The organism is Streptomyces alfalfae (assembly GCF_004127445.1).
In the GTDB taxonomy this organism is placed as follows: domain Bacteria; phylum Actinomycetota; class Actinomycetes; order Streptomycetales; family Streptomycetaceae; genus Streptomyces; species Streptomyces alfalfae.
In genome coordinates, this window is sequence record NZ_QEXM01000007.1 from 1 (window position 1) to 14,201 (window position 14,201).

12 protein-coding genes and 1 pseudogene are annotated in these 14,201 nt (G+C 72.1%); 2 read left to right on the plus strand and 11 right to left on the minus strand.

Annotation, left to right across the window (positions count from 1 at the left end):
• The 7 genes and pseudogenes from DCW30_RS01875 to DCW30_RS01905 all read right to left on the minus strand — a co-directional run.
• A pseudogene (locus DCW30_RS01875) lies at positions 1-475 on the minus strand (type II secretion system F family protein); the annotation flags it as partial.
• A gap of 37 nt (positions 476-512) precedes the next feature.
• Positions 513-1,850 (minus strand): TadA family conjugal transfer-associated ATPase, encoded by a 1,338-nt coding sequence (locus tag DCW30_RS01880; RefSeq protein ID WP_076684789.1) that lies wholly within the window; start codon positions 1,848-1,850, stop codon positions 513-515.
• 34 nt (positions 1,851-1,884) lie between these two features.
• Positions 1,885-2,307 carry a TadE/TadG family type IV pilus assembly protein gene (locus tag DCW30_RS01885; RefSeq protein ID WP_076684790.1) on the minus strand — a complete coding sequence of 141 codons (423 nt, stop codon included), beginning with the start codon at positions 2,305-2,307 and terminating at the stop codon, positions 1,885-1,887.
• Positions 2,304-3,923, minus strand: coding sequence for a CpaE/TadZ family protein (locus DCW30_RS01890; RefSeq protein ID WP_076684791.1), 1,620 nt, complete (start codon positions 3,921-3,923; stop codon positions 2,304-2,306). Before DCW30_RS01890 ends, DCW30_RS01885 begins: the two co-directional genes overlap by 4 nt.
• A 9-nt stretch (positions 3,924-3,932) precedes the next feature.
• A complete protein-coding gene (gene cpaB / locus DCW30_RS01895; protein ID WP_062783996.1) occupies positions 3,933-4,643 on the minus strand; it encodes a Flp pilus assembly protein CpaB in 711 nt (236 codons plus the stop codon).
• A 102-nt stretch (positions 4,644-4,745) separates the two neighbouring features.
• A complete protein-coding gene (locus DCW30_RS01900; protein ID WP_103557427.1) occupies positions 4,746-5,663 on the minus strand; it encodes a hypothetical protein in 918 nt (305 codons plus the stop codon).
• A gap of 141 nt (positions 5,664-5,804) precedes the next feature.
• On the minus strand, positions 5,805-7,154 hold the full coding sequence (locus DCW30_RS01905; RefSeq protein ID WP_076684792.1) for an Nramp family divalent metal transporter: 1,350 nt from the start codon (positions 7,152-7,154) through the stop codon (positions 5,805-5,807).
• A 182-nt stretch (positions 7,155-7,336) separates the two neighbouring features.
• Here DCW30_RS01905 and DCW30_RS01910 point away from each other — a divergent pair, with 182 nt between their 5' ends.
• Entirely contained in the window at positions 7,337-8,686 is a 1,350-nt protein-coding gene (locus tag DCW30_RS01910; RefSeq protein WP_076684793.1) for a M14 family metallopeptidase, read from the plus strand.
• Positions 8,687-8,828: 142 nt separating this feature from the next.
• On the opposite strand, the gene DCW30_RS01915 is transcribed toward DCW30_RS01910, so the two are convergent.
• The 4 genes from DCW30_RS01915 to DCW30_RS01930 form a co-directional block, all read right to left on the minus strand.
• Positions 8,829-10,313, minus strand: a complete 1,485-nt coding sequence (locus DCW30_RS01915) for a GntP family permease (protein WP_062770649.1) — start codon at positions 10,311-10,313, stop codon at positions 8,829-8,831.
• Positions 10,314-10,438: 125 nt separating this feature from the next.
• A complete protein-coding gene (locus tag DCW30_RS01920; protein ID WP_076684794.1) occupies positions 10,439-10,852 on the minus strand; it encodes a RidA family protein in 414 nt (137 codons plus the stop codon).
• 7 nt (positions 10,853-10,859) lie between these two features.
• A complete protein-coding gene (locus DCW30_RS01925; RefSeq protein ID WP_062770657.1) occupies positions 10,860-11,618 on the minus strand; it encodes an IclR family transcriptional regulator in 759 nt (252 codons plus the stop codon).
• Entirely contained in the window at positions 11,615-12,616 is a 1,002-nt protein-coding gene (locus tag DCW30_RS01930; RefSeq protein WP_232627182.1) for a sugar kinase, read from the minus strand. Before DCW30_RS01930 ends, DCW30_RS01925 begins: the two co-directional genes overlap by 4 nt.
• A 209-nt stretch (positions 12,617-12,825) precedes the next feature.
• Here DCW30_RS01930 and DCW30_RS01935 point away from each other — a divergent pair, with 209 nt between their 5' ends.
• Positions 12,826-14,127, plus strand: a complete 1,302-nt coding sequence (locus tag DCW30_RS01935) for an amino acid deaminase (RefSeq protein ID WP_076684795.1) — start codon at positions 12,826-12,828, stop codon at positions 14,125-14,127.
• The last annotated feature ends 74 nt before the right edge of the window (positions 14,128-14,201 follow it).

Sequence of the window (14,201 nt, forward strand, 5' to 3'; positions counted from 1 at the left end):
GCCCCGCCGCCGTGGCGTTGGCGAGAATGCGGGCCACGTCGGGGAGCTGGTTGATGAACGCCTCGATCCGCTTCTGCCGCTGCCAGTTGAGGAACGCGACCGCCCCCCAGACGGCGACGACGCCCGCGATCGGGCCGAAGAAGGGGGCGAGCGTCGCGGCGGCCATCGCCCAGAGCGCCACGACGACCGCCACGACGTAGGTGAAGAACTCCCCCGCCGTCAGGTCGAGCCCCGTCGAGGAGAGCCGCAGATGGATGGCGCGGCCGAGGCGCGTGCGGCGGAGCCTGCGGTCGACGGCGGCGAAGCGGCGGGCGCGGCCCGGCGGTCCGCCGTCCCCGCTGCCGGGGCCGAGCGCGAGGCGGTCCACCAGGGCCTCGCGCTGGGCGCGCCCGGAGGCGTAGGTGTGCACCCCGGCCACGGCGAGGGTGCCGGTGAGCAGTGTGGCGCCGAGTGCGAGCAGCGCGGGATCGTTCATCGGGCACCGCCCTGTGGGTGGCGGGAGCGGCCGGCGGTCATCCGGTCGCCTCCCTCGTGTTCATCGCGTCGACCGCCTCGGCCACGCCGAACGCCGGTGGCACCGGCTCGCCCGCCCCGTACAGCTTGTCGGCGACCTCCCGTGGCAGCGGCAGGTGTTCGAAGTAGCCGTGCACGACGCGGTCGGCGCCGATCGGGCGGGGCACGAAGCGGGTGACGGGGACGATGCGGAACTGCTGGCGGCCGTGCGAGACGAGCAGCACGATCTCGGCGATCGTGCGGGAGCCGTCGCTGTGGCGCGCGAGCTGGATGACGACGTCCACGGCCGAGTTGATCTGGTCCTTCAGCGCCTCGAAGGGGATCTGCACCTCCGACATGGAGCCGAGGGTCTGCAGGCGCATCAGGGCGTCCTCGGCCGTGTTCGCGTGGACGGTGGCGAGGGAGCCGTCGTGGCCGGTCGACATCGCCTGGAGCATGTCGAGGGTCTCGCCGCCGCGGACCTCGCCGACGATGATGCGGTCGGGGCGCATGCGCAGGCTGTTGCGTACGAGGTCGCGGATGGTGATCTGGCCCTTGCCCTCGACGTTCGCCGGGCGGGATTCGAGGCGGATCACATGGTCCTGCTGGAGCTGGAGCTCGGCGGAGTCCTCGATGGTGATGATGCGCTCGTGGGCCGGGATCAGCCCGGAGAGCGCGTTGAGGAGCGTCGTCTTGCCGGTGCCCGTGCCGCCGCTGACGATGAGGTTGAAGCGGGCGCGCACGAACGCGGCGAGCAGCATCAGCATGTGCTCGTCGAGCGAGCCGAGGCCGATCAGCTCGGTGAGCGTGTAGGCGCGCGGGAAGCGGCGGATGGTGAGGGTGGCGCCGGTGAGGGTCAGCGGCGGGATGATGACGTTGACGCGCTCGCCGGTGGGCAGGCGGGCGTCGACCATGGGGTTCGACTCGTCGACGCGGCGGTTGACCGTGGAGACGATGCGCTCGATCGTCTGCATGAGCTGGTCGTTGGAGGCGAAGCGGAGCGGGAGCTGTTCCACGCGGCCGTTGCGCTCGATGAAGACGGAGTCGGGGCCGTTGACCATGATCTCCGTGATGGACGCGTCGGCGAGGAGCGGTTCGAGCACGCCGAGGCCGAGCGCCTCGTCCACGACGCGCCGGATGAGCTGGGCGCGCTCGGAGGTGGAGAGCACGGGGCCCTCGCGGCTGATGATGTGGCCGAGTACACGCTCCAGGCGGACACGGCGGTCCGCCGCCGCGAGCGAGGACATCTCGGCGAGGTCGATCTCCTCCAGGAGTTTGGAGCGGTAGACCGCGACGAGACCGTCGTCGCGGCTCGGCTCGGTCTGGCGGGCGGGGGCCACGCGGTCGCGCAGGCTCATGACGTGCTCCGACCTCCCTCTCTGGTACGGGGCTTCACTGCCCGGCGTCCTCGTCGTTCGGCATCGTGGCCTCCTTGGTGACGCTCCAGCCCGCGTCGACGAACGGCAGCAGCGTCGGGACCTGCACCTCCACCGTGGCCGTCGTGGTGTCGCCGCCCTGGCTGACGCCGACGGAGGAGTCGAGGCCGCCGTCCATGGCCGCCGCGCCCGCCGCCTGCCCGGAGTCACCCTGCGAGGCGGCGCGGGCCGCCGCCCTGGCCCCGGAGCCCGCCTGGCCCGCGGCGTACCCGACCAGGCCGAGCTGGATCGCCGCCAGGCCCACGAGCAGCAGGACCGGCAGGAATCCCGCGAACTCCAGCATCGAGACGCCCCGGTCGTCCCAGCGACGACGGCGGCGGTCTCGGTCACGGAGGCCGCGGCCTCGGCGGCGGCCCGCGAAGATCCCGTCCGTTCTCATCCCGTCTCCCCCTCCTTCGCCGCGCCCGCCTCCGCGTGCACTTCCCATCCGGCGTCGAAGCCGGGGAAGAACACGGGCACCTGCACCGTGACGTCGGCCTTCCACGCCGCGCCCGCGTCCCCGCAGGAGATGGCCGCGTCCTGCCAGGCCGCGGGCAGGTGCTCCTTGCCCGCGGCGGCGCAGGCCCCGTCCGCCCCCGCCCCGGCGGCCCGCGCCGCCGTGTAGGCCCGCGCCGCCTCGTCCGCCGCGTTCCCGGCCAGGGAGTACGTGTAGCCGTACAGCGCGCACTGCCAGAGGATCGCCATGACCACGAGGATCAGCGGGAACATCGCGGCGAACTCCAGGGTGACCGCGCCCCGGTCGCCGTTCGCGGCCTTGCGGCGGAGGCTGAGGGCGCCGCGCCTGCCGCCGCCCTGGGCGCGGGGCTCCACGAGGCCGAGTTCGCCCGCGAGGCCCCAGAGCGCCTGCTTGACCGAGGAGCGGCTCTCCAGGTCCTGCATGCGGCCCGCGTCGACCACGGCCTGGAGTTCCTTGAAGGCGGCGGGGACGGTGGTGCGGGCCGTCCTGGTGCCGGTGACGCGTTCGACCAGGGAGGGCTGGATCTCGGTGCCCTTGCCGTGGCGGTTGACGACGGTGAGGGTCTCCTCGGCCTTGCGGATCTGGAGGCGGTCCCAGAGCCGCACCACGCGCTTGGCCGCGCGGACCGCCACGACGTCGGGGGTGACGAGGAGCAGGGCGTGGTCGGCGAGCTCGACGGCGGCGGCGCCGGCGGCGGTGACGTAGGCGCCGCAGTCGACGACCACGATGTCGTACCGGGCGCGCAGGGCGCCGAGGGTCTGGCGGGCGACCCGGTCGGTCACCTCCTCGCCCCGTTCGCCGTCGGCGGGGGCGAGGAGCAGGCCGAGGCCGCTCTCGTGGGTGTAGACGGCGTCCTGGAGGACGCGGGGCGTGATGTCGCTGATGGCGGCGAGGTCGGCGATGGAGCGCCGGAACTGCACGTCCAGGTACGAGGCGACGTCCCCGGACTGGAGGTCCAGGTCGACGAGGGCGGCCGTGCGCCCCGATGCCTGGGCGGCGAGGGCGAGCTGGACGGCGGTCACCGTCGCCCCCACGCCGCCCTTCGCGCCGCTGACCGTGACGATCGTGCCGGTGCCGGGCGCGCCGGCCGGGCCTCCGCCCCCGTACAGTTCGAGGTTTCCGCTGCCCAGGTGGCGCCGCATGCCCGTGGACCAGGCGGCGGCGGCCTGGACGCGTTCGGCGAGGGCGTCGTAGGCCAGGGGGAAGCCGACGATGCCGCGGGCGCCGGAGTCCATGGCGGCGGTCAGCAGTTCCGGGCTCGTGTCGGCGGTGATCAGGACGACACCGACGGCGGGGAAGCGCAGGACGAGGTCCCTGATGAGGTCGAGCGCGGGGGCGGGCCCGATGCGCTCGTGGACGAGGACGACCTCCGGCAGTTCGTCGACCGACTCGGCGGCGAGCCGGGCGAGGGTGTCGAGGAGGGCGGTGGAGTCGCCGACGGGCAGGGCCGGTTCGGCGTCGGGGAGCTGTCCGGTGAGCGTGGACAGCGCGCGGGCGGCCTCGATGTCCCCGACGGCGGGGAGGATCCGGGTGGCCATACGAGCCTCCTACTTGTCCTCGTCGAGGGTGTACGTCCGGTCGCGCGGCGGCACGGTGGCGTCGCCGCCCGCGCCGACCAGGGCGAGCCGGACGTGGGTCGCGAACGACTCGGCGTACGCGACGCGCTGCGCGTCCGCCGTGCCGAGGGCGAAGGTGATCGGCACGGCCTCGGTCGCCCTGCGGCGCGTCCGGTCGTCCTGGTTCGGTTCGAGCGGGGTCAGCTTGCCGACGTCGAGCACCTTGGCCCCCTCCACGATGACTTTGGACTGGTCCTTGGCCTTGTCGCTCTCGCCCTTGAAGGTGGCGTAGATGTTGACCTTCGCGCCCGGCGTGATCTTGCCGGCGACACCGGTCGCCGCGTCGATCATGATGGCGATCTCCTGCTGGCCCGGACCCAGTTCGGGGCGCCGGACGATCATGTCGGTCTGGAGCAGCGAGCCCTTGCGGAGCTGGGTGACGGCGATCTTGCCGCGGACCTCGCGGAGGTCGGTGACGGCGTTGTCCGACAGCCACCGCTCGGGCATCTCCACCTTCTCGAACTGGTCGGCGGTCAGCTCCTTGTAGGGCGCGACGTCGCTCTTGAGCTTGTACGCGGCGACCTCGGGGCCCACCTTGGAGTTCACGTCGCGGATCACCGAGAGCACGCCCGCGAACGCGCCGAGCGCGCACAGGACCGAAAGGACCAGCAGGATGACGCCGCGGCGCTGGCGTGAGTTCATGGGCCGGACTACCTCGATCGAGTGCGGTTGGCTACGGACGGTGAGCGTGGTGGCGCGTGTTCGGTCGTAGGTCGCGTACGGGGTACGAGGGCGGCGCGGCGGCTAGGTGACGCCTCGGGGCAGGGCGGTCGCGCCGCTCGGCGCGAGGGCGCGCCGCGGCGCCGGGTGGTCCGCCGCCGGCGGCAGCGGCGCCGCGCAGAACGCGCAGCGGTCGCCGATGAGTTCGAGCCCGCACCAGTGGCAGTCGTCGCGGCGGACGGACGACACCAGCTGGTAGAGGACGGAGATGTCCGGGATGGCCGCCGCGAACTCGACGAGCTTGCCGGTGGCCCACCAGCGCGCGGACTCCGCGGCCGGGCGCGCCTCGGTGACCCCCTGGCAGTGCCAGGCGGGGGCCAGGGTCTCGGTGACCCAGCCGGGCGCCAGCTGCCCCGGGGCGTACAGCATCCTCGTGGCGAATCCGGGCCCCTGCGGGGTCGCCCCGCCGCCCTCCGAGAGCTTGACCAGCTCGGGCCGCGGCGTGGCGAGGACGGCGAACCGCGCGCCCGGCAGCCAGGACTTGGCGTGCGACTGGAGGCTGACGGGGACACGGTCCAGCTTGGCGACCGAGCCGAGCAGGGCGCCCGCGTAGATGTAGTGGGACAGGAGCCGTGCCGCGGAGGCGAGGACCCCCGGGCTGAAGTCGCAGATCGAGAGCTGGCGGAGCTGGAGCGCGAGCACGGCGAGGCCGAGCGGCGGCAGGTCGGAGCGGACGACGGCGATGCGGTCGCTCTCCAGGACCGAGCGGACCGCGTGCAGCCGGTGGGTGACGGCGGCGGGCGCGGAGGCGGGGCAGAGGACGACCACGTAGCCGTGGTGCTCGATGAGCGTGTCCATCTCGGTGAGCGCCTGGTCCAGCGAGTACGTCCGCGGGTCCCGCACGGCGGACTGCAGGACCGCCGCCGAGGGGGTGTGCCGGTCGGGCGGGGGCAGCACCAGGTCGGGGCCGGTGACGGCTATGGCGGTCGGCAACGCGTACACCCCCGGTCCTCGTGCACTCCTGCCTCAGCACCATATCCACGTCATGGTCGACTCGACACCCAACTTCCCACTGTTCATGTGGAGGTGGGGGTTTTCGTTGGGTGCCGCCGGGCCTGCCGGGCCCTGCCGGGCCGCCCGGCGCTAGAAGAAGCTGCTCCAGTCCTGGTCGCTGATCTGCTTGACGCACAGCACCAGGAACAGCAGGCCCGCGGCGGCCAGCATGCCGTTGCTGAGCCAGCCGTTGCGCCACTCCCGCGGCGTGCGGTGCGAGTTCAGCAGCCAGACCAGGGTCAGCGCGAGGAACGGCATGAAGGCCGCGCCGAGGACGCCGTAGATGATGATGAGCCGGAACGGCTGCCCCTGGAAGAGCAGGATCATCGGCGGGAAGGTCAGCCAGAGCAGGTACGCGCGGAACGGCACCGATTTCTCGCGGGCGCCGGACGCCACCTCCTCGCCGGAGAGCGCCTCGCCGCCGGAGAGCGCCTCGTCGCCGGCGCCCACGCGCTCCTTGCGGTAGCGCTCGACGAAGTCGGCGAACATCAGGCTCACGCCGTGCCACACGCCGATCAGCGAGGTGAACGACGTGGCGAAGAAGCCGACCAGGAACAGCTTGGCGGTGGCGCCGCCGTACTCCTCCTCCAGGATGTCGGAGAGCTGTACGAGGCCCTTGTCCCCGCTCGCGATGGCGACGTTCGCGGAGTGCAGCAGTTCCGCGCCGACGAAGAGCATGGCGACGACGAAGACGCCGGTGGTGATGTACGCGACGCGGTTGTCCAGCCGCATCACCTTCATCCAGCCGGCATCGGTCCAGCCCTTGGCGTTGACCCAGTAGCCGTACGCGGCCAGGGTGATCGTGCCGCCCACGCCGCCGATCAGGCCCAGCGTGTTGAGGATCGAGTCCTCCTCGTCGGGCAGCACGGGCAGCAGGCCCGCGAAGGCGTCGCCCAGGTGCGGGGTGACGCGGACGGCGAGGTAGACGGTGACGACGAACATGATGCCGACGAGGACCGTCATGACCTTCTCGAAGACGGCGTACTTGTTGAACCACACGAAGACCAGGCCCACGACGCCGGTGAGGATGCCCCACCACTTGAGCTCCATGACGTCGGGGAAGAGCGCCTGGAGGGGCAGCCCCGACGACGACATGGCGGCCGCGCCGTACACGTATCCCCAGATGACCACGTAGACGACGAAGAACCACGTCGTCCAGCGGCCGAGGCTCGCCCAGCCGTCGAAGAGGGTGCGGCCGGTGGCCAGGTGCCAGCGCCCCGCGGCCTCGGCGAGCGAGATCTTCACGACGCAGCCGATGACGGCGGCCCACAGCAGGGTGTAGCCGAAGTTGCTGCCCGCGATCAGGGTCGCGACGAGATCGCCCGCGCCGACGCCCGTCGCCGCCACGACGATGCCCGGCCCGATGTACTTCCAGCTCGACTTGCGGGGCCGTGGTGCCGCGCCGCCCGTGGTGGTGCCACTGCCTGTCGTTTCAGCCATGCCGATCAAGAAAGCGCATCGGGGGGCGCGGCACAAGAGGTTGGCCAAAGACAGCATTGACCGGTCCATGCCATGCATCGACGATGGGGCGGCGCGATCCGCACCTCGTACGCCATCCCGTACGAGAACCCGTACGGGACCCCGCACGTCGCAGTGAGCACCCCCACCCCCCAGGAGACTTCATGCGACTCCGTACACGCTTGAGCGGCAGGAGATCGGCGGCCCTCGCGGCCCTGCTGGCCCTCGCCCTCGCGGCGCCCCTCTCCGCCAACGCCTCGCCGGGCGGCGCGGCCCCTCGTGACGCGGCGGTGGCCGCCGACGAGGAGACCCGCCAGTACGAGATACCCCTGGCCGACGACCGCGCCGCCCGCACCGCGCTGGCCCGCACGGGTGTCGCCATCGACGAGGTGGACGCCCGCGCGGTGGTCGTCTCCGCCGACGCCGCGGAGGCGGCCTCGCTCCGTAAGGCGGGCTACGAGCTGAAGGCGCTGCCCGGCCCGCCGAAGCGCACGAACGGCATGGCCGTGGAGCCCCAGGACTTCCCGAACGCCGACGCCCGCTACCACAACTACGCCGAGATGACGGCGGAGATCGACCAGCGCATCGCGGCCCACCCGACCCTGATGAGCAAGCGGGTCATCGGCAGGTCGTACTCGGGCAGGGACATCACCGCCATCAAGATCAGCGACAACGTCACGGCGGACGAGGCGGAACCGGAGGTCCTCTTCACCCACCACCAGCACGCCCGCGAGCACCTCACCGTCGAGATGGCGCTGTACCTGCTGCGCGAGCTCGGCGACGACTACGCCACGGACCCCCGGGTCAAGAAGATGGTCGACTCCCGGGAGATCTGGATCGTGCCGGACATGAACCCGGACGGCGGCGAGTACGACATCGCGACCGGCTCGTACCGCAGCTGGCGCAAGAACCGGCAGCCCAACAGCGGCTCGTCGAACGTCGGCACCGACCTCAACCGCAACTGGGCCTACCGCTGGGGCTGCTGCGGCGGCTCCTCGGGCTCGACGGGCTCGGATACCTACCGCGGCCGCGCCGGCGAGTCGGCCCCCGAGGTGAAGGTGGTCGCGGACTTCGTCCGCAGCCGCGTGGTCGGCGGCAAGCAGCAGATCAAGGCCTCCATCGACTTCCACACGTACAGCGAGCTGGTCCTGTGGCCCTACGGCTACACGTACGCCGACACGGGCCCCGGCCTCACCCAGGACGACCGCGACGCGCACGCGGCGATCGGCCGGAAGATGGCCGCGAGCAACGGGTACACGCCACAGCAGTCCAGCGACCTCTACATCACCGACGGGTCGATCAACGACTGGCTGTGGGGCAGCCAGAAGATCTTCAGCTACACCTTCGAGATGTACCCGTCGTCCGCCGGGGGCGGCGGCTTCTACCCGCCGGACGAGGTGATCGAGCGGGAGACCTCGCGCAACAGGGACGCGGTGCTGCAGCTTCTGGAGAACGCGGACTGCATGTACCGGTCGATCGGCAAGGAGGGGCAGTACTGCGCGGCGGCGGAGTGAGGTAGGGCGGCTCCGGTGGGCCGGGGGCTCTGCCTGGTCGCCGGGGCCGCCCGGCCAAAGCCGCTGCCCCCGACACCAAAGGGGGCACCCGGCCACCGCCGGATGCCCCACCACGTACCGCCTTCTCCAGCTCTTCTCCCCGCTACACGAAGACGCTCACCACCGCCGCCACCGCGAAGCCCGCCACGGAGAGGACCGATTCCAGGACCGTCCACGTCTTCAGCGTGTCCCGCTCCGAGATGCCGAAGTACTTCGCCACCATCCAGAAGCCGCCGTCGTTGACGTGCGAGGCGAAGATGGAGCCCGCCGAGATCGCCATGATGACCAGGGCGATGAACGCCTGGGAGTAGTCGCCCTCGGAGAGGAGCGGGGCCACGATGCCCGCCGTCGTGACGATCGCCACCGTCGCCGAGCCCTGCGCCACCCGCAGGACCAGGGACAGCAGGTACGCGAGGACGATGATCGGGAGGCCCACGTCCTGGAAGGTGTCCGAGAGGGCGCCCGCGACGCCGCTCGCCTTGAGGACCGCGCCGAAGATGCCGCCGGCGCCGACCACCAGCAGGATGTTGCCGACCGGCTTCAGCGACGACGTCGACACCGTCTCCAGGGACTTGCGGGACCAGCCGCGGCGGATGCCGAGCAGGTAGTACGCCATCAGGAGCGCGATCGTCAGGGCCACGAACGGGCTGCCGAAGAACTCGATCACCGAGCGGAAGGTCGAGGGGTCGAAGGCGATCGAGGAGAACGTCGCCAGGAGGATCAGGAACAGCGGCGTTCCGATGATCGTGAAGACCGTGCCCAGCGGCACCGGCTTCTCCCGGGGCTCGACGCCCGCCGCCCGCTGCTCGGCGACCACCGCCGACCTGGCCTCCTCGGCGGCCTCGACCATGTCCTGCGGCACGGGGACGAAGATGCGCTTGCCGACCCACGCGGAGAAGACCCAGGCGGCGAGCACCGCGGGGATGCCGCAGACGACGCCCATCAGGATGACCCAGCCGAGGTCCACGTGGAGCAGCCCCGCGGCGGCCACCGGCCCCGGGTGCGGGGGCAGGAAGGCGTGGGTCATCGACAGGCCCGCCAGCAGCGGGAGGCAGTAGAGCAGGATCGACTTGCCGCTGCGCTTGGCGGCGGCGTACACGATCGGCGCGAGGACGAAGATGCCGACGTCGAAGAAGACCGGGATGCCGAAGATGAGGCCCGTCAGGCCCATGGCCAGGGGCGCGCGCTTCTCGCCGAAGAGGCCGAGGAGGCGGGAGGCGAGAACCTCGGCCCCGCCGGAGACCTCCAGGATCGCGCCGAGCATCGTGCCGAGGCCGATGATGATCGCCACGTGGCCGAGGATGCCGCCCATGCCGGACTCGATGACCGAGACGGCGTCGGACTTCTGGACGGTACCGAAGAGTTCGGTGACGGAGAGACCGGCCGCGAGACCGACGACGATGGAGACCGCGAGCAGCGCCACGAAGGGCTGGAGCCTGATCTTGATGATCAGGAAGAGGAGAAGGACGATGCCGAGCGCGGCGACCGTCAGCAGGCCCGCTGTGCCGTCGATCAGGGTGAGTATGCCGCCGGTGTGCGGCGGCGCCTCGGTGGCGGCCGCGAGCACGGCGGTGTGGGACGGGGACATCTTTGACCTCGTAAGTGCATGGAGCTTTCGGGGCAGGGGGGATCGCGGCACGGCGCCTGGAGGGGAAGGGGGCGCCGTGCCGTGACGACGTACGGCTTGCGGGAGGAGATCGTGCTAGAGGCGCGTCAGCTCAGGACCGCGAGCGCGTCGATCTCGATGAGGAGGCCCTTGGGGAGCCCGACGTAGACCGTGGTGCGGGCCGAGGCGGGGGCCTTGAGGCCCTGCTCCTCGAAGTACGCGTTGTAGATCTCGTTCATCTCGGCGAAGTGGTCGACGTCCGTGAGGTAGACGCGCATCATCATCACGTCGTCCCAGGTGGCGCCGCCCTCTTCGAGGATCGCCTTGACGTTGGCGAACGTCTGGAGGGTCTGCTCGCGCAGGGTCGGGCCCGCGGGGGTGGGGGCCTTGCCCTCCTCGGCGGGGAGGAAGCCGACCTGACCGGCGACCTGAAGGATGTTGCCCTTCTTGACGCCGTGGGAGAACTTCGCGGGCGGGGTGGTGTGGGTGGCCGGGGTGAGGGCGGTCTTCTCGGTGCTCATGACGTGCTCAGGCTTCCTTCAGGGGTGACTTGCCGGAGTACTCCCGGCTGATGGCGTCCGCCGTGCGGCGCACCTGCGGGAGCAGTGTGAGGAGTTCCTCGGCGGTGACGACGACGTTCGGCGCGGAGACCGACATGGCGGCGACGACGCGCCCGTCCGCACCGCGGATGGGGGCCCCGATGCAGTTGATGGACTCCTCGTGGCCACCGAGGTCGGTGGCCCAGCCCTGTTCGCGCACGGCCGCCAGCTCCTTGAGGAACGCGGCGGCGTTGGGCGTCGAACGGGACGTGTAGGTGGGGTAGTCGAGCTTCTCCGCGATGGCGCGGCGCTCGGCCTCGGGAAAGTCGGCGAGCAGCAGCTTCGCCACGGCGGCGACGGTGATGGCCACCGGCTTGCCGATACGGGAGTACATCCGCACCGGGTAGCGGCTGTCGACCTTGTCGATGTAGAGGACTTCCTGCTCCTCGTAGACGGCGAGGTGGACCGTGTGGCCGCACCGCTCGTTGAGGGCGAGGAGGTGGGGGTGGGCGATCTCGCGCACGTCGAGGTTCTCGACGGCCTCCTGGGCGAGCGCGAAGAGGCGGGCGCCGAGGCGGTAGCGCTGGTCGGACTGGCGGAAGACCAGGCCGTGCTCGTGGAGGGTGCGCAGGAGCCTCAGAGCCGTGGACTTGTGGACGCCGAGCCGGTCGGCGACCTGTCCCAGGTCGGCGGGGCCCTCGGCGAGCAGCGGCAGGATCGACAGGGCGCGGTCGACGGTCTGGCTCATGGGGTACGTACCTCCTCCTCGGCCCCGCTGTCCTTGAGGACGTCCGCCGTCCAGCCGGGGCCGAGACGAAGTGTCTCCCAGGCGGAGTCGTCGAGGTCGGCGAGGCGGTCGGCGTGTGCGCGGGCGGGCGGCGTGGCGAGGTCGCCGGGGACGGTGAGCGCGGCGGCGGCCATGAGGTGGCCGTGCCGGAGCCGGTGCGCGGCGGGCAGTCCGCGCAGGGTGGCGGAGAGGAAACCGGCGGCGAAGGCGTCGCCGGCGCCGACGGGAGCCACGACGTCCACGGTCAGGGCGGCCTGGAAGACGGGGTCCTCGCCGTGCCGGTAGACGGTGGCGCCGCGGCTGCCCTGCTTGACGACGACGGTGGCGGGTTCGGGCAGGGCGGCGCGGACGGCGTCGGGGCCGCCGGTCACGCCCCAGGCCGCGGCGGCCTCGTCCTCGCCGACGAAGACGAGGTCGGCGCCGCGCGCGAGGTCGAGGAGGACGTCCGGGCCCGCCGCCGCGTCCTTCCACAGGCCGGGGCGGTGGTTGACGTCGAACGAGAGAAGCGGGGCGCGGCCGGGGCGCCGGGCGCAGAGGTGGCGTACGAGGTCCAGGCAGTCGGCGGAGAGCGCGGGGGTGATGCCCGACAGGTGCAGGACGCGGCCCGAGGTGAGCGCGGACTCGTCCACGGAGGCCGGGGACATGGCGGAGGCCGCCGAGCCGGCGCGGTAGTAGACGACCTCGTGGGCGTCGGTGTCGCGGTCGTCGGCGGTGCGGAAGTAGACGCCGGTGGGGCGGTGGGGGTCGCGGCCGACGGCGGAGGTGTCGACTCCGTAGCGGGCGATCGCCTCGACGAGGTGGTCGCCGAAGCCGTCGGCGCCGACGCGGCTGACCCAGCGGGTGGTGTGCCCGGCGGCGGCGAGCGCGCAGACGACGTTGGACTCGGCGCCTCCGATCCCGCGGTCGAAGGAGGGCACGTCGGCGAGGCGCCCGGGACGCGCGGGCAGGAAGGTGACCATGGACTCGCCGAGCGCCACGACGTCCACTGCTGCGCGGGCGGCCGTCTCCTCGACGGGCCGTGCGGCTGCCTGTGCGGTCACGATCTTCCAGCCCCTCAACCGACTCTCCGGATCCGTTGACCCGGCGTTGGCTCGGATGTTAGACAGCAGTAAGCGACATACGCAATGACTGTTGCACATAATGCAACGCACTCCTGGAGGAGGCGCCCATGGCCGCCGACAACGCCGTCGAACGTCCCGCCGACCCCTTGGCCGCGCTCGCGGACGAGCGGGTGGACCACCGCTTCAAGGGGCTGCCGCCGGACGCCGAAGGACTGACGGTCGGGGAGCTCGCGGCCCAGCGCAGGAACCTCTTCACGGGCGGCTTCACGACGCCCGTGCTCGCGCTCTCCGCCGAGCGCCTGGAGCACAACCTCGCGCTCATGGAGACGTACGCGGAGCGGCACGGCCTCGCCTTCGCGCCGCACGGCAAGACGTCGATGGCCCCGCAGCTCTTCCGGCGGCAGCTGGACCGCGGGGCGTGGGGCATCACGCTCGCGGTGCCCCACCAGGTGCGCGTGGCGCGGGCGTTCGGCGTCTCGCGCGTCTTCCTCGCCAACGAACTGGTCGACGCGGCGGCGCTGCGCTGGCTCGCCGGTGAACTCGGCGCCGACCCGGACTTCCGCTTCATCTGCTACGTCGACTCCGTACGCGGCGTCCGGGCGATGCACGCCGCGCTCAGCGGGGCCGGGGCGACGCGCCCGGTCGACGTCGTCGTCGAGCTCGCCGCGGGCGAGGGGGCGCGGACCGGGGTGCGGACCGAGGAGGAGTGCTTCGAGATCGCCGACGCCGTCGCGGCGGCGGACACGCTGCGGCTCGTGGGCGTCGCCGGGTACGAGGGCGAGGTGCCGAAGGCCTCGCCGAAGACGGTCACCGCCTGGCTGCGGCGACTCGTCGCCCTGCTCGTCGGCCTCGACGAGGCGGGGCGGTTCGCGGATCTGCCGGAGGTCGTGCTCAGCGCGGGCGGCAGCGCGTGGTTCGACGCGGTGGCGACGGTGTTCGAGGAGGTGCCCGCGCTGTCCGCGCCGGTGCTGAAGCTGCTGCGCTCGGGTGCGTACGTGTCGCATGACGACGGCCATTACCGCCACCTCACGCCCTTCAACCGCGTCCCGCAGGAGGGCGCGCTCGAACCGGCGTTCCGGCTGTGGGCGCAGGTGGTGTCCCGGCCCTCGCCGGAGCAGGCGTTCACCAACGCGGGCAAGCGGGACGCGGCCCATGACCTCGATCTGCCCGAGGCGCAGGTCGTACGGGGTGAGGGCGACGGGGGTGAGCGCGCCGCGACCGGGATCACGGTGACCGGGCTCTCCGATCAGCACGGGTGGCTCTCGACCTCTCCGGAGGCGGAGCTCGCCGTGGGCGACTGGGTCGGCATGGGGCTCTCGCATCCCTGCACGGCGTTCGACAAGTGGCAGCTGATTCCTCTGGTCGAGGCGGACGGGACGGTCACGGACTACGTCCGGACGTTCTTCTGACCCCTGGGCGCGCCGCCGCCTCGCCCGTGGCCCGGGGCATCCCCTGAGCCGCCGCTCCGCGGCGGATGCTTCCC

Coding starts and splice junctions, on each gene's coding strand:
- DCW30_RS01880 (WP_076684789.1), bottom strand. CDS start 1,850: ATGAGCCTGCGCGACCGCGTGGCCCCCGCCCGCCAGACCGAGCCGAGC.
- DCW30_RS01885 (WP_076684790.1), bottom strand. CDS start 2,307: ATGAGAACGGACGGGATCTTCGCGGGCCGCCGCCGAGGCCGCGGCCTC.
- DCW30_RS01890 (WP_076684791.1), bottom strand. CDS start 3,923: ATGGCCACCCGGATCCTCCCCGCCGTCGGGGACATCGAGGCCGCCCGC.
- cpaB (WP_062783996.1), bottom strand. CDS start 4,643: ATGAACTCACGCCAGCGCCGCGGCGTCATCCTGCTGGTCCTTTCGGTC.
- DCW30_RS01905 (WP_076684792.1), bottom strand. CDS start 7,154: ATGGCTGAAACGACAGGCAGTGGCACCACCACGGGCGGCGCGGCACCA.
- DCW30_RS01910 (WP_076684793.1), top strand. CDS start 7,337: ATGCGACTCCGTACACGCTTGAGCGGCAGGAGATCGGCGGCCCTCGCG.
- DCW30_RS01915 (WP_062770649.1), bottom strand. CDS start 10,313: ATGTCCCCGTCCCACACCGCCGTGCTCGCGGCCGCCACCGAGGCGCCG.
- DCW30_RS01920 (WP_076684794.1), bottom strand. CDS start 10,852: ATGAGCACCGAGAAGACCGCCCTCACCCCGGCCACCCACACCACCCCG.
- DCW30_RS01925 (WP_062770657.1), bottom strand. CDS start 11,618: ATGAGCCAGACCGTCGACCGCGCCCTGTCGATCCTGCCGCTGCTCGCC.
- DCW30_RS01930 (WP_232627182.1), bottom strand. CDS start 12,616: ATGGTCACCTTCCTGCCCGCGCGTCCCGGGCGCCTCGCCGACGTGCCC.
- DCW30_RS01935 (WP_076684795.1), top strand. CDS start 12,826: ATGGCCGCCGACAACGCCGTCGAACGTCCCGCCGACCCCTTGGCCGCG.